This is a genomic window from Pseudoalteromonas sp. SG44-8 (genome assembly GCF_014164125.1).
GTDB classification, from domain to species: Bacteria; Pseudomonadota; Gammaproteobacteria; order Enterobacterales; family Alteromonadaceae; genus Pseudoalteromonas; species Pseudoalteromonas rhizosphaerae.
On record NZ_JACJEQ010000001.1, the window covers coordinates 534439 to 553679 of the forward strand.

Annotated in this window: 15 protein-coding genes; 9 read left to right on the forward strand and 6 right to left on the reverse strand. The window is 40.5% G+C overall.

Annotated elements, in window-relative coordinates:
- Positions 1 to 13 precede the first annotated feature (13 nt).
- Positions 14 to 247 (forward strand): hypothetical protein, encoded by a 234-nt coding sequence (locus tag H5163_RS02175; protein ID WP_149980207.1) that lies wholly within the window; start codon positions 14 to 16, stop codon positions 245 to 247.
- 87 nt (positions 248 to 334) lie between these two features.
- On the opposite strand, the gene H5163_RS02180 is transcribed toward H5163_RS02175, so the two are convergent.
- Positions 335 to 1615, reverse strand: a complete 1281-nt coding sequence (locus H5163_RS02180; RefSeq protein WP_145235717.1) for a sodium:proton antiporter — start codon at positions 1613 to 1615, stop codon at positions 335 to 337.
- A gap of 585 nt (positions 1616 to 2200) precedes the next feature.
- Here H5163_RS02180 and H5163_RS02185 point away from each other — a divergent pair.
- The 5 genes from H5163_RS02185 (at position 2201) to H5163_RS02205 (ending at position 9490) form a co-directional block, all read left to right on the forward strand.
- Positions 2201 to 4387, forward strand: coding sequence for a pre-peptidase C-terminal domain-containing protein (locus H5163_RS02185; RefSeq protein ID WP_182734180.1), 2187 nt, complete (start codon positions 2201 to 2203; stop codon positions 4385 to 4387).
- Positions 4388 to 4477: 90 nt separating this feature from the next.
- Positions 4478 to 6343 (forward strand): M28 family metallopeptidase, encoded by a 1866-nt coding sequence (locus H5163_RS02190; protein ID WP_182734182.1) that lies wholly within the window; start codon positions 4478 to 4480, stop codon positions 6341 to 6343.
- A 191-nt stretch (positions 6344 to 6534) separates the two neighbouring features.
- Positions 6535 to 8361: an ATP-dependent DNA helicase gene (locus tag H5163_RS02195; protein ID WP_220491309.1), complete on the forward strand. Its 1827-nt coding sequence runs from the start codon at positions 6535 to 6537 to the stop codon at positions 8359 to 8361.
- Between the two features lie 13 nt (positions 8362 to 8374).
- Entirely contained in the window at positions 8375 to 9085 is a 711-nt protein-coding gene (tsaB, locus tag H5163_RS02200) for a tRNA (adenosine(37)-N6)-threonylcarbamoyltransferase complex dimerization subunit type 1 TsaB (protein ID WP_182732282.1), read from the forward strand.
- A gap of 75 nt (positions 9086 to 9160) precedes the next feature.
- Positions 9161 to 9490 carry a hypothetical protein gene (locus H5163_RS02205; protein ID WP_149980212.1) on the forward strand — a complete coding sequence of 110 codons (330 nt, stop codon included), beginning with the start codon at positions 9161 to 9163 and terminating at the stop codon, positions 9488 to 9490.
- 168 nt (positions 9491 to 9658) lie between these two features.
- On the opposite strand, the gene H5163_RS02210 is transcribed toward H5163_RS02205, so the two are convergent.
- On the reverse strand, positions 9659 to 10948 hold the full coding sequence (locus H5163_RS02210) for an alkaline phosphatase (RefSeq protein WP_182734183.1): 1290 nt from the start codon (positions 10946 to 10948) through the stop codon (positions 9659 to 9661).
- A 100-nt stretch (positions 10949 to 11048) separates the two neighbouring features.
- On the opposite strand from H5163_RS02210, the gene H5163_RS02215 reads away from it, so the two are divergent.
- From H5163_RS02215 to rnd, 3 genes are all read left to right on the forward strand, one after another.
- Positions 11049 to 11900, forward strand: coding sequence for an alpha/beta fold hydrolase (locus H5163_RS02215; RefSeq protein WP_182732280.1), 852 nt, complete (start codon positions 11049 to 11051; stop codon positions 11898 to 11900).
- A gap of 120 nt (positions 11901 to 12020) precedes the next feature.
- Positions 12021 to 13673, forward strand: coding sequence for a long-chain-fatty-acid--CoA ligase FadD (fadD, locus tag H5163_RS02220; RefSeq protein ID WP_145235691.1), 1653 nt, complete (start codon positions 12021 to 12023; stop codon positions 13671 to 13673).
- A gap of 49 nt (positions 13674 to 13722) precedes the next feature.
- Positions 13723 to 14853: a ribonuclease D gene (rnd, locus tag H5163_RS02225; protein WP_145235687.1), complete on the forward strand. Its 1131-nt coding sequence runs from the start codon at positions 13723 to 13725 to the stop codon at positions 14851 to 14853.
- A 269-nt stretch (positions 14854 to 15122) separates the two neighbouring features.
- On the opposite strand, the gene H5163_RS02230 is transcribed toward rnd, so the two are convergent.
- The 4 genes from H5163_RS02230 to H5163_RS02245 all read right to left on the reverse strand — a co-directional run bounded on the left by H5163_RS02230 (position 15123) and on the right by H5163_RS02245 (position 19206).
- The gene (locus H5163_RS02230; RefSeq protein ID WP_145235683.1) at positions 15123 to 15995 is read right to left on the reverse strand and encodes a sugar phosphate isomerase/epimerase; all 873 of its coding nucleotides are present in this window, start codon (positions 15993 to 15995) and stop codon (positions 15123 to 15125) included.
- Positions 15996 to 16068: 73 nt separating this feature from the next.
- Positions 16069 to 16830 carry a gluconate 2-dehydrogenase subunit 3 family protein gene (locus H5163_RS02235; RefSeq protein ID WP_145235681.1) on the reverse strand — a complete coding sequence of 254 codons (762 nt, stop codon included), beginning with the start codon at positions 16828 to 16830 and terminating at the stop codon, positions 16069 to 16071.
- 1 nt (position 16831) lies between these two features.
- Positions 16832 to 18511, reverse strand: coding sequence for a GMC family oxidoreductase (locus H5163_RS02240; RefSeq protein ID WP_182734185.1), 1680 nt, complete (start codon positions 18509 to 18511; stop codon positions 16832 to 16834).
- Between the two features lie 2 nt (positions 18512 to 18513).
- Entirely contained in the window at positions 18514 to 19206 is a 693-nt protein-coding gene (locus tag H5163_RS02245; protein ID WP_182734187.1) for a DUF1080 domain-containing protein, read from the reverse strand.
- Positions 19207 to 19241: the final 35 nt, after the last annotated feature.

Sequence of the window (19241 nt, forward strand, 5' to 3'; positions counted from 1 at the left end):
AAAGGAGGAACGTATGGATATTATGATCCCTTATTTAGGGCAGATCACTCGTTTGCAACTTGAGTCGAAAGGCGCTTTTCATATTGCGGGGCTAAAAGATTCGAACGCGCAGCGAATTGAACGTGAAAAGCGGCAAAAACGTCAGTTGGAGCGCAAAGAACTACTGCCTAAAGAAAAGCTTGAAACAGCTAAGAAAGAGCGCAAAACAGACGAGGAAGACGAAACCCATTTAGACACATGGGCGTAATATTTATAGGATCTTATGCATAGGAAATGCATAACTAATTCTAGCACCGTAAGCATTAGCTCGCGGCGCCAGAAGTAAGTTTAAATGTTAGTTTTGTTGTTTGGCACTAATGCTACTGTGAATTAACGGCGAAATAGTGAGCCCTTGCACAATAATCGAAAATATCACCACAACGTAGGTAACAATAACAAGCAGGTTATGTAAATCAGAGCCGCCCACAAATACTTGATCACGAGGAATTGCCGCAGCCATTGCTAAAGCAAGGCCACCGCGCAGGCCGCCCCAGGTTAAAATTTTAACTGAGTGTTTGTCGTATTTTCTAAATTTCTTAAATACCACAAACGGTGCGCCAACACTGATAAAGCGAGCAAGTAATACTACAGGCACCATTAGTAGTCCTAAACCAATTTCAGCTAGGCTGATGGGCATAGTGACAATTAGCATACCGATAATCAAAAACAACAACGCATTTAAAAAGCTATCGGTGGCGTGCCAAAAGTCTTTTACGTAGCGAGTGTCTTCAGGCCCGGTGCGCTCTGTCGCTTTAGTACGGGTTATATTACCTAACAATATACCGCTAGTTACCATCGCCAGTGCGCCAGATATTTCCCATATATTGGCAGCGGCGAATCCTGCTGTCGGTATAGTTAAGGTTAGTAACAAGCGAATATTTACATCACGACTGTTGATGATCAGATAATGACCCACTAACGCAATCACTAAACCAAATGCAATCCCTCCCAGTGCGTCGACAAAGAATAGCTCTGCAATGCCTGCTGCACTGGCTTCAGTGTCGAGAAAAGCCACGGCAAAAATAGTGGTAAAAATAACTAAACCAATACCGTCATTAAATAATGATTCACCTTCAACTTGCACAGAAATGCCTTCAGGGGCACGCATTTGTTTAATAATTGCAAGCACTGCAATTGGATCGGTTGGACTTATTAATGCACCAAACAATAAACAATAGATAAAAGGCACCGCAAAGCCTAACGCGGCAAATAAGTAAAAGCTTAAAAAGCCAATGATAAAGGTGGAGGCTAAGGTCGAAAATAACACCAGTACGGTAATTTCAAAACGTTGTTTTTTGAGTGCCGCAAGGTTAATTTCCAGTGCGCCTGCAAACAGTAAAAAGCCGAGCATGCCTTTGAGTAATAATTGATTAAAATCGATACTTGAGACTATTTGTGTAATCTCCAGTGCGGTTGAATCGCCCAATAATTTTACCGCGAGTATTAATAACAATGAAATCACTACTGAGCCAGTTGTTATGGCAATAGTGGTTTGCATTTTGAGGATATACTGGTTAGCAAATGCGATAAAAATCGCTAATGCAGATAAAAAACAAATGAGGTACCAAGCATTCATTGTTTGACCTTAAATAATATATTGGAATGAGCAAAAGGGAATGTACTTTCGCGCGGGTATGTTACTCCTGAGACTTTGAAATGTCACCGCGACAATGCTGATAATTACACTTTTAAGAGGCGTTTTTGCTACTCACGTAGCAACAACGAAATTAATTGATGGTTTTGTTTGAGACTTTATCGACATTACTGCTTTTAAACCGCAATAGCTTCTTTGCTAATCGTCAATATTTGCAGTTTGCTATCTACATATATAGCTCTGTTGTCAATCAACATAATCACTGCAGTTATAGGTCTGAGCAGAAATGACATTTAATACATTACCAATAATAAAGACAAATGAAATGCAAGCAAATGTTAATTTTATGTATCCATATATTTACATTTACTGGGTTTCTTTTGTTTTTTAATTAACAATTTAAGGTTAAGCCATTGTTTTAGAGTGTTTCAGCTTTCGCATTTGTTAATTTTTTGTTTAATTTTCAATTTCAGTAAAAACAGTCTAGGCTGAATCTGAATCGGGAACGGGTAGTGCCGGTTTAATACAAAAATATTAAATAAATAACAATTTAAATGGAGCGTAAACGTGAATTTATCTAAAATCACATTAGCAACTCTTGCTGCTTTTGCGGTAACGCAAGTATCAAGTGCAGTAGCTGCAAATAAACAATATCTGAATGAGCAAGCAGCCCTAACTACAGCTTTGCAAAATAGTGCGTCATCGGTACTTATGGCAAGCCCAATCCAGTTAGTTGGTTTGGATGCAGGTAATGAGTTAGTCGTATTAAAAGAAGTAAAAAGTAATAATGGTGATACGACTCGGCGTTATCAACAACAGTATCAAGGATTACCAGTCATTGGTGATACTGTGAGTTTAACGTTTGATAATAATGGCCAATTAAAACGCGCTCATGGTGCTGCTGTATATGATATTAGTAGCGATATAAGCTCAGTGATGCCAAAAATCAGTAAAAAAATGGCTATTACACAGGGGTTAAAAAACTCCCCCGCAGCGGCTAAATCAGTAAGCCTTAAAAAACACAATGAACAATCGCGTTTAGCGATTTGGCTTGATGCGCAACATGTCGCACATTTAGTGTATGAAGTATCGTATGTTACTTATGGTGCTAATCCTTCTCGACCTTATCAGATCATTGATGCGAATTCTGGTGAGGTTTTGCATAGCTTTGATAACCTTCAACATGCCAATGCTACAGGCCCTGGTGGAAATTTAAAAACAGGAAAGTACATTTACGGAACTGATTTTAGTAGTTTAGATGTGTCGCAATCAGGCAACACTTGCACCATGAATAACGCAAATGTTAAAACCATTAATTTAAATGGTGGCACCAGTGGCTCTTCAGCGTATTCCTTTACTTGCCCCGAAAACACCTTTAAGGAAATAAATGGCGCTTATTCGCCATTAAATGACGCGCACTACTTTGGTAATGTCATTTTTAATATGTATAACGACTGGATTGGTTCTCCTCCGCTGTCTTTTCAATTGCAAATGCGTGTTCATTACGGCAGTAATTATGAAAATGCTTTTTGGGACGGATCAGCAATGACTTTTGGTGATGGTCAAAATACCTTTTATCCATTAGTTAGTTTAGATGTTTCTGCTCATGAAGTTAGCCATGGTTTTACTGAGCAAAATTCAGGGCTTGTATACAGTGGGAAATCGGGCGGCTTGAATGAAGCGTTTTCTGATATGGCTGGTGAAGCTGCCGAGTTTTATATGCTAGGCACTAATGATTGGTTAGTTGGCCAAGAAATTTTCAAAGGCAATGGTGCATTGCGTTACATGAATAACCCGACCCAAGATGGTAGTTCAATTGATAACCAATCGAGTTATTATTCTGGGATGGATGTACATTACAGCTCCGGTGTATTTAATAAAGCATTCTATAACTTAGCAACTAAAGCTGGTTGGGATACTAGAAAAGCTTTTGAGGTTATGGCGCGTGCAAACCAATTATATTGGACCGCTAGTACCAATTGGGACTTGGCAGGGAATGGCGTAATGGATGCGGCATGTGATTTAGATTACAGCCCAGGTGATGTACAAAGCGCACTTGCGGCAGTGGGTGTAACGTCAAATTTAAGCCCTGGCAGTAGTTGTGGAGGAGTAGAGCCACCAATTGACGAGCCACTTAGCAATGGCGTGCCACGCACTGGGATCAGTGGTACAGAAAAACAGCAACTGTTCTTTACCTTAGAAGTACCAGCTAATGCCACTAATTTGCAGTTTAATACGGTAGGTGGCAGTGGTGATGCGGACTTGTATGTAAAATTTGCGCAAAGACCAACACTAAATAGTTTTGACTGTAACAGCACGACTTCAACCAGCACTGAAAGCTGTGCTATCAGCAATGTTCAAGCAGGTACTTACTATGTAATGGTTGAAGCCTGGAACCAAATATCGGGCGTTTCACTCACGGGGAGTTTTGATGGCGGTGATACGGGTAGTACACCAATAAACCGTACTGAAACCAATGTAAGTGTTAGCTCAGGTGGTTGGACTCGTTTTAGTCAAGAACTAAGCGCAGGTTATTCAACATTGAATGTTGCTATAGCGGGTGGTTCTGGTGATGCAGACTTGTATGTTAATTTTGGTTCGCCATCATCAACATCGTCTTATCAATGTCGACCATATAAAAATGGTAACAACGAAAGTTGCGAAATTACTGCTCCACAAGCGGGCACTTGGTATATTGATTTACAAGGCTACAGCGCGGCAAGTGGCGTAACGTTAACAATAACGGCTAACTAATCCCTCACCTAAGGGAGCATTCGCTCCCTTTTTTCCCCTTATATTTTCAGAGTCTGAATTTGGGTAAACACAGAAAAAAAGGAAACTGTTATGAATATCTTTGCACCAAGCGTCCTGCTTGGCACTGTGTCATTATTGGTAAGTCAGCTGGTAATAGCACAAGAGCCTGACAGTATTTGGGTAAGTATTGACCCTGTAGCAGCTAAACATTACAAATTAAACCAAACAGCTCATAAACACAGTACAGAGCTCCTCGCTCCACAAGCATCCAGCTTATCTTCTGTTGATTTTATGCGTATTAAACAGGCTGAAGTGGCTAATTTAAGTGAATTTATGCACGACAATTACCATCGTTGCGGTGGCTTTGTAGCACATGAATCATTGCTTGAGGCGCAGCTTTATACTGAGCAATTAGCTAAAGTACAGAATCAGTCAATCAACAGTTTGGCTATTAACTACACAATAGATAATGCGCAAACGGTACAGACACTGATCAATAACATTAGTCCTAATGATCTAACCAATACCGTTAATTCGTTGAGTGCTTTTAATAATCGCTATTACTCAGTACAAAGTGGAGTTGATGCATCTCAATGGTTAAAAGATTATTGGCAACAGTTAGCGAGCAACCGCGCTGATATTAGTGTTGATTACTTTAGCCATAGTTGGTCGCAATCATCTGTAATTGTGACTATTCAAGGCAGCGAAAAAGCGGATGAAATAGTAATTGTTGGCGGTCATTTAGATTCAATTAATCAATCAAATCCTAGTAATGGTAGAGCGCCCGGTGCGGATGATAATGCCTCCGGTATTGCGGTCTTGTCAGAAGTGCTTCGGGCAATCGTAGATAATAACTATCAACCACAAAGAACAATCCAAATTATGGGTTTTGCAGCTGAAGAAGTAGGGCTGCGAGGTTCAAAAGCGATTGCAACGGCGTATAAATCACAGGGCAAAAATGTGGTAGGTATGGTGCAATTTGATATGACCGGTAATCATGGCAGTAGCGATGATATTGTGATGATGACAGATTATACTAACAGCGGCCAAAATCAGTTTTTGGGACAATTGATCGACACTTATTTACCCACCCTAAGTTATGGTTTTGATCAGTGTGGATATGGCTGTTCAGATCATGCTTCGTGGTATCAGCAGGGCTTTGCCGCCTCAATGCCATTTGAGTCGCGCATGGCTGATATTAACCCGCTAATCCATACTGCAAACGACAGTAATTTTGATGCTGATCATGCGAGTAAATTTGCCAAACTTGCGGTGAGCTACTTAGCTGAACTGGCTAAAAATGCCGGCTATGAAGTACCACCCACTGACAATGAACTGGAAAATGGTGTCACAGTGTCTGGAATTAATGCGCTTGCTAAAGAGCAAGTTTTTTATACCTTAGCAGTCCCTGCAGGAAGTAGTAATTTAAACTTTACTACAGCAGGTGGCAGTGGCGATGCTGATCTATACGTTAAGTTTGGCGCACCGCCTACTTTACAAGACTTTGACTGTAACAGCACTAATTCAAGCAGTAATGAAGCATGCGCTATTAGTAATATACAATCAGGTACATATCATGTCATGGTTGAAGCATGGAGCGCTATTACCGGTGTTTCCTTAACGGGTAGTTATGATGGTGACAATAATGTACCGACACCGATTAATCGTACCGAGACGAATGTCAGTGTGGCAACAGGAGGTTGGACTCGCTTTAGTCAAAATATCAGTGCGGGTTACGCGTCGTTAAATATTTCTATTTTAGGTGGTAGCGGGGATGCTGATCTGTATGTGAATTTCGGTTCGCCGTCATCAACGTCAACATATCAATGTCGACCTTATAAAAATGGTAATAATGAAAGCTGTACTATTAGCAATCCCCAAGCTGGTGCTTGGTATATTGATTTACAAGGTTATACTGCGGCAAGTGGTATTACTTTAACGATCAACGCACAATAATAACAATAGCAAAGGGGCATTGCTCCTTTGCTATTTGCTTTGCGTATTCACTTGCCCTTGGGGCTATGCTTACGTAAAATCCCGCTATTATTTTTAGCAAAGCGATCGTTATTATCAAACAGCTTTTTAGTGCAGCAGGTCCGTTAGCGCAATCTTTAGATGGTTATACGCCTCGCCAACCGCAGATCGATATGGCGGTTGCGGTGAGTGATGCATTAAAAAACCGCTCGCAATTAGTGGTTGAAGCGGGCACTGGTACAGGTAAAACCTACGCTTATTTAGCCCCCGCGCTAAAGTCTAAAGGTAAAACAATAATTTCAACCGGCACGAAAGCGCTGCAAGAACAATTATATCACCGTGATTTACCACAATTAGTCAAAGCGCTTAGTGCGAGTAAAAAAACCGCGCTGCTAAAAGGGCGCAGTAACTATCTATGTACTTATCGGCTTAATCAGCATGTTGCCCATGTACCGACCGATGATTCTGATGTGATGCATCAATTGGCCATGGTGGCTAAATTTGCCAGTGAAACGCACACCGGTGATCTGGCTGATTGTATTGGTATCGAAGAAGATGCCAAAGTATTACCTTATGTAAGCTCCACTGCGGATAACTGCTTAGGTAAAGAGTGTCCTGATTTTCAAGATTGCTATATTCGCAAAGCCCGCTTAAAAGCGATGGATGCCGATATAGTAGTGGTTAACCATCATTTGTTTTTTGCAGACATGGCGGTAAAAGATACCGGCTTTGCTGAACTCATTCCCACAGCTGATGCTTATATATTTGATGAAGCACACCAATTAAGTGAAATTGCCAGTGATTACTTTGGTGAGAGTATCAGCACTAAAAAGCTGGTGGACTTAATTAATGATTTACGAGCAATTTATCGCTCTGACATTCCGGATATGCTGCAACTTGGTAAAACCTTAAATAAGCTTGAAACCAGTGTTGCAGACTTGCGCTTACAATTTGGCTTAGATGGTAGCCGAGGTGATTGGCGACAAATGCTGGCAAGTAAAGAAATTTGCGCCGCGTTACATAGGGTGATCAGCGATTTAGACTTTTTGTATCAAGTACTCAAACATTGTTTAGACCGTAGCGATAAAATAGAACACCCATTTGAGCGTACCTTAGCTTTTAAAGGGCAATTAGAGCGGGTGTTTGATATAAGCCAAACAGGTAACAGTTATTGGTATGAAACAACACGCCGCTATTTAACCGTACATATAACTCCGCTTAACGTATCAGTTAAATTTGCGCAAATGATGGCAGACACGGGGGCTGGCTTTGTATTCACCTCAGCGACTCTATCTGTCGATAATGCACTTGATCATTTTAACGCAAGCCTAGGCCTTAAGCCTGCCAAAAGTATGATGGTTGATAGTCCGTTTGATTATTATCAGCAAGCCTTATTATGTTTACCGCGTTATTTGCCTGAAACACATGCAGCGAATATGCCTCATGCGATTGTTAAGCTTACCCTCGATTTAATTAAAGCAGCAAAAGGGCGCTGCTTTGTATTGTTTACCAGCTATCGGATGATGCATTTAGTCGCCGAAGGGCTAAGTACGCAGATTGATTATCCTATTTATATGCAAGGGCAAATGTCTAAACGTATTATTTTAGAAAAATTTACCCGCCATGGTAATGCCGTATTATTAGGTACTGCGTCGTTTTGGGAAGGAGTTGATGTCAGAGGTAGCACACTCAGTTGTGTTATTATTGATAAGTTACCCTTTGCAGCACCCGATGATCCACTGCTCCAAGCTAAAATGCAAGATGCGCAATTACAAGGACATGATCCCTTTGCTTATATTCAACTGCCACAAGCGGTGATTGCACTAAAACAAGGCGTTGGACGACTGATCCGCGATAGTAAGGATAAAGGGGTGTTGGTGATTTGCGATAACCGTTTAGTGACACGCCAATACGGCCAAGTCTTTTTAAAAAGCTTGCCGCCGATGCGCCGCACACGTAGCCTTCAAGTGGCCAGTGAATTTTTAGAACACATTAACTAGAGAAATAATTACCATGAATAACGCAATCAGTACTAGTGATATTAATCTATTAGCATTTGACGCTTCTACCGAAGCATTGTCTTTAGTGCTCAATTATAATGGTCAGTTATTTCACCATTTTGAAGTATGCCCGCAACAGCATAGTCAAAAAATCTTACCGTTGGTTGATCAGTTGTTAGCTAAGGCAAATTGCCGTTTAACTGATTTAGATGTTATTGGTTTTGGCCAAGGCCCAGGTAGTTTCACTGGCGTGCGTATTAGTGTCGCCATTGCGCAAGGCTTAGCTTATGCATGTAAACTGCCACTAGTTGGTGTGTCAACGCTGCAAATGATGGCGCAGCAAGCTTATCAACAAACCGGTGAAAAAAGTGTATTTAGTGCTATTGATGCGCGTATGGGAGAAATATATTTTGCCCATTACAGAATCAGTGATAATGGTGTGATGACCTTACAAGGTGACGAACAAGTATTAAAACCAGCATTATTATCTCTTGCAGACGAACCAGGGATTGCAGTGGGCACTGGCTGGCAAACATACCCTGAGGCACTGGCAGATAACCCACAAATTGCTATCAATAACGACATCATATTACCTGATGCCGGTTTTATGTTGGCTACAATTAGCGATGATTTCAGTGCGCAACGTACGGTCAGTGCTGCGCAAGCTCAACCTAAATATGTACGTGATACAGTAACCTGGAAAAAATTACCTGGACGCGAATAAACTGATTAATAAAGCAACTTGCAAGGTTATTAAATTTGGCACATAATTTAATAACCTAAGTAACGAGACGCAACTTTGAATCTACCTATTGGCTCAGGGTTTTACTCGGGAGACATACCCGGTAAAATTACCTCAAGACAGATCAACACTAATAAACCTCAGGGGTTATTGGAGCAATCTGCTGCTGATAATAAACAGTCTGCGGAGTTTGTTAAATCAAGCCAAGCAGGTATTGCGCTGGCTGATAAGTTACAAAGTGACACTGCCCAACCTAGTTACCGACAAACGATTTATGACCAGCCGACAGCCAAAGTAAGTCGTGCTATTTCAACCTACACCGAGTTTGCTAATTTAGAACGCCGAGCTGAAGTACAAAACTTAATTGGTGTGGACATCTACGCTTAACAATTAGACAGTAATTTAACTCTGTGTTGATGTGCCAGTATTTGGCAAAAGTTTACCTCCAGCTGTGATTAAAAAAGCCCAGATACATTATGACTGGGCTTTTTATAATTAACCTTTAATGTTGCAGTTAGCCTCTACCCTAAGGAAAAGCAACATGCCAGTTAAACGTTACTGCTGTTCAATAAAGCCGATCAGTTTATCTGCAATATCAGTATTGTTTTGTGAGCCGATAAATTTATCAGCACCTTTACCATAGGCAAATACTTGTACATCAATAGCAGTGTGACCGCCGGTAGTCCAACCGGTGAAGCTGGCTCTACTGATAATATCTTTAATGGCAAGATTAAGTGGTTTATCGCCTAGTTTTTTTGCTTGTTCAAGCTTGATCTGGTTTTCGGGAGTGTATTCTATATTCGTGTTAGCAGTCCAAATGGCTTTTAAATCATTAGACTCAGACATTAATTTAGTTAATTTAACGGCTGTGGCTTTCACGCCTTTTACTACCTCGGTTTCCCATTTATATTGCCCATGCGCACCTAATGTTAAACCACCTGTTGAGTGATCTGCGGTGATCACCAATAAGGTATCCGGGTTTTTATCAACGTACGCTTTTGCTTGCTCGATTGATTTAGCAAAATCATCCATTTCCGCCATTGCACAGGCAATATCATTGGCATGGCCACACCAATCAATTTGGCTACCTTCGATCATCACAAAAAAGCCATTTTTGTTATTTTCATCAAGTAACTCAAGCGCTTTATTGGTCATTTGTGCTAAGCGTGTTGGGTTATTATCTAACGCAAAGTCAAGCCCAACTGGAGCAAATAATCCCAGCGCAGGAATTTGCTTAATATCTTTTAACGCACTAAAGTCATCACTGTATTGATAGCCCGCTTGCTTAAATTCTGCAACTAAATTACGGTCTTCGCGGATGTAATATTTAGTACCGCCACCGAGCATTAAATCAACGGGAAGTTTTCCGGCAATTTTATTATCAATATAATCATTGGCAATTTCATCGTAATTACGACGAGATTCATTATGTGCAGCGAAGCTTGCAGGCGTGGCATGATTGATTTGTGAGGTTGCAACTAATGCGGTGATCATGCCTTTTTGTTTGGCAATTTCGAGCATTGTTTTTACCGGTTTTTTATCGGTATCAACTGCAATTGCACCATTATAGCTTTTATGGCCTGAGCTCAAAGCAGTTGCGCCAGCAGCACTGTCAGTTACATAAGTATGGTCGTCAGGGTAAGTATGTGCCATGCCTTTAAGGATTGTATCAAACACCGTGCCTTCTATTTCTTTGGTAGACGGATCATCTTTAAAGTAGCGATATGCTGTAGTATAAGCGGGGCCCATGCCATCACCAATCATATAAATTATGTTTTTTGGTGCTTGCTCTGCGTATGCACTTGCTGAGCATAATAATGCCAAGAGGCTTATTTGTTTCTTCATCTTTGTACCCTGTTTATTATGTAGTGCCATTGTATACGCAATGTAGTATAAATAAATGTCTTTTACGTTAAACAAACTAAAAACAAAGGGGAATTACGCAGTGCATCCATTTTCAGTTCAAAGTGGCGCATTAACACTTCATGGCCTAACATTTGGGCAAGGAAAAGAGGTTGTCATTGCATTACATGGTTGGCTTGATAATTGTCATAGTTTTTTACCCATGTTAGAACATAACACCTTAACTGCAACTTGGTATTGTGTGGACTTTCCTGGACATGGTTTATCAGATTGGCGTGGAAGCGATGCACACTATTATTTCATTGATTACATTGATGATATTTATAACTTAATCGAGCAACTTGGGGTTAATAAAGTACACTTGGTTGGTCATTCTATGGGCGCAATGGCCGCTGGTCTTTTTGCCAGCTGTTTTCCTGATAAAGTAAATACGGTCACTATGATAGAAGGACTGGGAGTTGTCACAACACCCAGTAAAAAAGTGGTCGAGCAGCTTAGAAATGCAATTTTGAATCGACGTCGTGTAAATAAAAAAGCACCCCGACAGTACGAGTCAAAACAAATAATACACCAAGCACGGGCGGTACAAAGTGACTTACCTTTGGATTTAATAGCACTTTTGATGGACAGAAATATACGAGAAACTGAACAAGGATGGCTGCTAAGAACTGATCCAAAGCTTAAAAATCATTCAGGTTTTAGATTTGATGAGCAACAATGCATAGCGGTAATAAGCGAAATAAATGTGCCGTGCCAATTAATTCTAGGCAGTGAAGGGTATCAATTTATTAGTGATAATTTAGATAAATATGCTAATTATTACAAAAGCTTAATAGTAAATGAAGTTGAAGGTGGCCACCACTGTCATATGCAAAGCCCTGAGCAGTGTTTACAGCAGATTCATGCCTTTATGCTGCAAACTGGTGCATGTTAATTGTATATTTGCACAAAATGTGGGAATATTTGCGAATTAGAGTGATTGCTCAATTGTGAAATTGCCTTACTTAGTTTAAGGTTTAATAAAAATAAATTATAAATAGAACAGGAGCTAAGAGTGGACAAAATTTGGCTGAAGCGCTACCCAGAGGGTATGCCTGAAACAATCGATCCTGAGCACTACAACTCGTTGTTAGAAGTGTTTGAAAAAAGCTTCACTGACTACAAAGACTTGCCTGCTTTTACCAATATGGGTAAAACATTGAGCTATGATGAAATAGACCAAGCAACAAAACGTGTTGCTGTGTATATTCAAAAAGAGCTGGGATTGAAAAAAGGCGATAAAGTGGCTGTAATGATGCCAAATTTATTACAAACACCTGTTTCAATACTCGGTATTTTACGTGCCGGTTGTGTCGTAGTTAACGTTAATCCGCTTTACACTGTGCGTGAGCTTGAACATCAATTAAATGATTCAGAAACATCAGCGATTTTTATACTGGCTAACTTTGCAGACACGCTTGAAAAAGCATTGCCGCACACTAAAGTAAAACACATCGTAGTTACCCAAGTGGGTGATATGGTGGGTGGCTTTAAAAAGCACTTGGTTAACTTTGTTGTTAAGCATATTAAAAAAATGGTGCCAAGCTATTCATTGCCTAACCCCATTAAGTTTGAAGCCTTACTTGCAGCGAACGAAAAAGATTACATTAAACCTGAAGTGTGTTTATCTGATATTGCTTTTTTACAATATACCGGTGGCACAACGGGTGTCTCTAAAGGTGCAATGCTGACCCATGGCAATATGGTAGGTAACTTAGAGCAGGTTTCTGGTTGCTTAGATCAAGTGTTAGAACGTGGCAAAGAAGTTGTTGTCACTGCTTTACCGCTTTATCATATCTTTGCACTAACAGCGAACTGCTTAACGTTTATGAAGTATGGCGGATTAAATTTATTGATCACTAATCCGCGTGATATGAAAGGCTTTGTGAAAGAATTAGGCCAACATAAATTCACCGCGATCACGGGTGTAAATACATTATTTAATGGTTTGTTGAACACACCGGGTTTTGCCGAGCTTGATTTTTCAAGTTTGAAAATGTCCCTTGGTGGTGGTATGGCTGTACAGCGACCTGTTGCTGAAAAATGGCAAAAGATCACCAGTAGCAAATTAATGGAAGGGTATGGTTTAACTGAGTGTTCGCCATTAGTTACTGTCAGTCCTTATGATCTAGATTCATACAATGGTTCGATTGGTTTACCTGCACCTAATACTGAGATCAAGTTGATGTTAGATAATGGTGAAGAAGCAGCCAAAGGTGAGCCGGGCGAATTATGGGTTAAAGGTCCACAAGTGATGGTTGGTTATTATAATCGTCCTGATGCAACGGCTGAGTGTTTGCAAGATGGTTGGTTTGCCACAGGGGATATAGCCACTTATGACGATGAAGGATTCTTTTATATTGTTGACCGTAAAAAAGATATGATCATCGTATCTGGCTTTAATGTGTTCCCAAATGAGATCGAAGAAGTGATTGCAATGCATGAAGGTGTTTTAGAAGCAGCAGCAATTGGTATCCCTCATGATGTTAGCGGCGAGCAAGTTAAAGTTTTTATTGTTAAAAAAGACCCATCTTTGACTGAAAAAGATATAATAAAACACTGTCGTGATAATTTAACTAATTACAAGGTCCCTAAACTGGTTGAGTTTAGGGATGAATTGCCAAAAACAAACGTTGGCAAAATACTCAGACGAGCCTTGAAAGATTAGCAAGCTAAAAAAGCCGACATATGTCGGCTTTTTTATTGTAGGAGATTAAGTGCAATATCAATTGATCCAAACCCAAAATCAATTAAATGAGTTTGTAGAGCAGATCCGTAACAAACCCATCTTAGCAATTGATACAGAATTTATGCGTCGTCGTACTTTGTATCCTGAAGTTGCCCTTATTCAAGTTTATGACGGCGAACATTTAGCATTAATCGATCCGCTAGCCGAGCTATCATTGTTTGATTTTTGGCAGATTCTACGTGACCCTGCGGTGTTAAAAGTCTTGCATTCACCGTCGGAAGATATTGAAGTATTTCAAAAATACGCCGGCTTCGTACCAGCTCCCTTATTTGATAGCCAATTTGCCTTGCAATTATTAGGCAATGGCAACTGCATGGGCTTTGCTCATATGGTAAAAAATTTACTCGATATTGAAATCGACAAAAGCGAATCACGGACCAATTGGTTACAGCGTCCGCTAACAATTAAACAACTCGATTACGCTGCAGCTGATGTATTTCATTTATTACCGTGCTTTAAAATTATTATTGAACAAATCAACGACGCTGGTTTCTTTGATATTGTGATCAATGAAAGTGAGTTGATTGCACAAAAACGGGCTTATCAAACACCGGATGAACATCTGTATCGAGACATTAAAAATGCTTGGCAATTAAAACCTGCGGATCTTGCTGTATTAAGAGAGCTTGCGGCTTGGCGTCGTAACAAAGCGATACGCAAAAATTTAGCGCTTAACTTTGTATTAAAAGAGCATTGCTTGGTTGAATTGGCAAAACGCAAACCAACGAGTTTAACTGCAATGCGTAATGTCCCAGAAGTCGATAGCATCGAAGTTAACCGCTCGGGCGTTGAAATCTTAAAGTGTATTGAAAAAGCTAAAGTGATCCCTGTTGCAGATTTTCCTGAGCCACTAAGACGACTTATTGACTTTCCAAGTTATAAAAAAGTAGCCAAAGAAATTAAACAAAAAATCACTGCAGTTGCTAAAAAACAGGGCATTCCAGAAGATGTATTTGCATCTAAAAAGCAAATCAACCAGTTGATCAGTTGGAATTGGAAGTTAACCAGCGCTGAGCGTGAACAGACTCCAAAGCCCGATTTACTTAACTCATGGCGTTATGAATACTTAAAAGACACACTGAAAGAGTGGGATGTATAATTATTAAGAGTTCATAGGGACTAAGATAGTTAATGTACTATTGTTAGTCCCTACTGTTTGTGTCAGAGGGTGTAATACCAATCGACTTAAATATTTAACCATTCTAGCGAGCTAAATAAAGCGCTAACTGCGTTATAATTTTTTCAATTAGAACAATTACATGTCAAAATTTATGCCTTGTTATTACTGTCTTTATCTGTTGCTATAAATGGTCAGTAACTTAACACGATTGGTATAATAAGTTATTTTATCAATGATGTAGGTTTACTTTATTCGCCCATTTTAGCGAGGATCTTATCTAAATTAACTTTAGATTTAGCCACGCTTTGCATTGGTGTTAACCCATTCGGGTATTCTTCTTGCTCTACGACTAGCCACTGAGTGGCGCCATCAACAATCAATGTTTCTATTATTTTTTGCCATGGATAATCATTTTCACCTAATATAGGACTTAAGCCATCGTTAGGATGGGTGCGAACTTTTAAGTGGGTTGCCAGGGTTCGTCCTGGGTATTTTTTAATGAAATATTCAGGATCTTTTCCTGCATAATGTACCCAACCTATATCAAGCTGCAGTGGCAGGGTATATGGCGTATTACTGGCAATAGCGTCCCAGTATGTCGCGTTTTGGAATTGATTAAACTCCTTATTATGGTTGTGAAAACCGATGTGCATAGCATAGCGCTGAGCGATTTCATTAACCTGAGTGAGTTGTTCGGTCAGAGAGGTGATTCCTTGTGGCTGCCAAGCTCTTTCATCCCAAGGTACAAATAAAATCGAAACACCAAGGGTTTTATAAAACAATAATGTGTCTGCTAAGGTGTCATCCGTTAAGGAATCAAAGCCGATATGTGCGCTACTAGCGACTAAATTTAGCTTCGCGAGTTTGTCCTTCAGTGCACTTGGATTGTTCTTATAAGGCCCAAAGTCACCTGCAAATTCCACACCTTGAAAGCCCATATCAGCAATAGATGAAAGGGTGCCATCAAAATCCGCTTTTAAGGCATCTTTAACAGACCAAAGCTGAACACTAACGGGGAGTAGTTGTTTGCTTGTTTTTGCATAGATAGACAGCGAGTTTAAAACACAAAAAATAAACAGAATTGAAATAACATAATTAAATAATGATTTGATTTTGAACATAAAAAACACCTAGGAGGAAAAGCAGGGAATTGCTCCCTGCTTAGGGCTGGGCTAGCTAAAAAATAACTTAGCGTTAACTGGCAACTGAATCTTGATAAGCATACTCGGTCAAACCCAGTTCAGCTAAAACGCTATCTAAATGGGCTTTTGCTTCGTCAGTAGGTCCTGGGTAATCGCCTGCAATAGGCACATTGCCTAAATAGCCAATATCTTTACAACCTTGCGGTGTACAAAAGTAGGCACCAAGTACAAGGTTTTTAAAGCGTAAAAAAGCATTACCAATGCGTTGAAACTGCGCAGGGGTTTCATCATCAAAATAAGCAATATCATTTAAGATGGCTGTTTGTTGCTCTTTTTTCAATGCGACAAATGGTGCTTTATAACGCAGCACAGCCTCATCATCGATCCATGCTAATCCGTGTAAAATAGTAACGCGGTCTTTTTGTTGACCGTTATAAGGTGAGCTTACCCACTCATCAATCACACTCGGTACATTTACCTCAGTTGCACTTGGGTTGTTACCTTCGCTAGGCACGATATAATCGGCTAACACCGCAACTAAATTTAATTGTGCTTGAGTTAATGTCAATGGCCAAGGTGATTGTGGTGGCATAACCATATTGGGATCAGTGCCATAACCTTTAGCTGTTATAGGTTGTAAATCTAAGTCAGGCCAATGTCCTTTATCACTAATTTTCTCTTCTAACGCTTTACTACACCCTGCTGAAAGTGATACGGCGGAACCTGCGGCTAATAAACCAAGCCACTTTAACGATTCACGACGTGTCATGCCGGAAATATATTTGTATGAGTCAACACGATCTTCATTATGCATGTTACAGCGCTCCTTGTTCTATTTGTTTGGCTATCCAGGTTGAATTACGCATTGCCAATGTCATGATGGTTAATGTGCAATTTTTATGTGGATTAGAGGCAAATACCCCTGCATCCATCACAAATAAGTTGTCGCAATCCCATGTTTGGCCCCATTGATTGGTCACTGAATCCTTTGCTGAGCTACCCATGCGAGTGGTGCCTACTTCATGAATGATCTCGCCACCTTTTGAAATTGCTTTTTCAGCAGCAGGTAATTTGCCCACAGTAGCTCCTAGATTTTCAAGGATCTGTTTCGCTGTTTTTAAGCCGTGCTCAATTTGTTTTAGCTCACGATCTGACCATTTGAAATGAAATTTCGAAACCGGAATGCCCCATTTATCTTTAACATTTTCATCAATTTCCATGTAGGTATCATCGTTGGGGAGCATTTCTCCGCGCAGCGCAAAGCCAACATAAGATCCATAGGCATCACGAACTTGTTGTTTTAGTTCAATACCATAACCACGTTTATCGCCAGAGACTCCAGAGCCAGGTTGATTAAAACCGCTACTGATCTCAAAGTGATAACCACGAGGAAAATCAAGCTCACCTTTGGCATGTGCTTTGTGTCCCCACCAAGGAATAAATAAATGGTTCCCAGTGTGGCCATCTTCGTTATAACGTGGGCGACCTTTTAATGCTGGAACTTGCGCACCAAGCCAAGCACCGGTTGAATCCATTAAGTTACGACCTACTTGGCCACTTGAGTTAGCTAAACCTTTGGGATGCTTGGCGTGTTTTGAATTTAGCAAAATACGTGCGGATTCGCAGGCACTAGCGGCAAGGATCACGATATCTGCTGTTAGTGTTTTTTCAGCTACGGTTTGCTTATCTATATAAGTAACACCCGTTACTTTACCGTCATCATTAACAGCCACTGATTTAACCATTGCATCAGTAATTATTTCTAAATTCCCAGTTGCTTTTGCCATAGGTAATAATGAGGTTGTAGTTTGAAACGCCGCGCCGATTGAGCAACCATGGCCACAAGGTGTTGCATAAAAGCATGCCATACGATCATCTTTTGGCCGAGTTAATACTGCTCTGTGCATAGGCACGGCTGCGATACCCAGTTTTTTCGCACTGGCAGCAATAAGTAACTCAGGAATTCGCGGCGTTGGTGGTGGCTGTAATACCCCAGGTGCAGATGGCGGCATATCATCAAGGCCGGTATTGGTGCCGCAAATACCCACTAGTTCTTCCGTGATGTCGTACCATGGTGCGATATCATCATAAGTGAAAGGCCAATCTGCGCCGTTGCCATCTTGGCTCTTACCTTTAAAATCATGTTCACTAAAGCGTAATGAGTAACGTCCCCAGTGATTAGTTCTTCCACCTAGCATGCGCGCACGCCACCAGTAAAAATCAGTGCCTTTGGCGTTAGTGTAAGGCTCATCAGGAACTTGCCAGCCACCATCGACGGTTGCATCGTAAAAGCCAAAGTTTTTGTCTTTATTTCCTGCGCCCATTAAAGGAGCTTCACTGTTACGGCGAAACATTGGGCTTTCTTTTTTTGGATCGTAATCACGCCCCGCTTCAAGTAATAATACTTTATGGCCTAGTTTAGTTAAGGTATAAGCGGCCATTGCGCCACCTGCGCCGGAGCCAATAACCAGTACTTTATGATCAAATGTAGACATGCTTATAGTTCCTTAATTTTTATATTTTTAAACCACACTTTGTCACCATGGTCTTGAAGACCTATATGTCCTTGCTCTGCCGCAGCAAAGTTACTCCAAGTAGCAAATTTGCTATTTGCGACAAGGGTATTCCATGTTGTGCTGCCGATTACTATGCTTAATGTACTTATGCCATTTTGCCAAACCTGCAAGTGTTTATCTTGCATACGAATACGAACACTATTCCAATTATTGGCTGGTTTATGCGCTGTTGTCGGGGCTGCAAACAGATCGTAAAGAGAGCCAGCCAAGTGTGAGTCTATTTTGTTATCTGGGTGCTCTTCGTTATCAATTATTTGAATTTCAGGGGCGTGAGAATAAATCATACTGCCAGTTTCATCTGCCAGCACAAAAATACCGCTATTCCCTTTAGTTGAAATTTTCCAATCTATTTGTAAATCAAAATTGCGATAGACTTTTTTCGTGAGTATGTCGCCGCCGCCTTTAGTGAGTGACATTGCGCCATTGTCTATGGTCCATTTTGGGCTGAGTGTCTCACTTTTAAAATTGCGCCAGTGCGACATATCTTTGCCATCGAACAGTAATTGCCAGCCAGCTGATTGTTCTTCTTTAGAAAGTTGGTTATCGGGTGTCTTAGCAAAAGCACTGCTACTAAAAGCCAGTGCAATTGACAACATCGAGATTGATTTAAGCATATAATACCCCTTATTTTTTGTGTGTTACTTGTTAT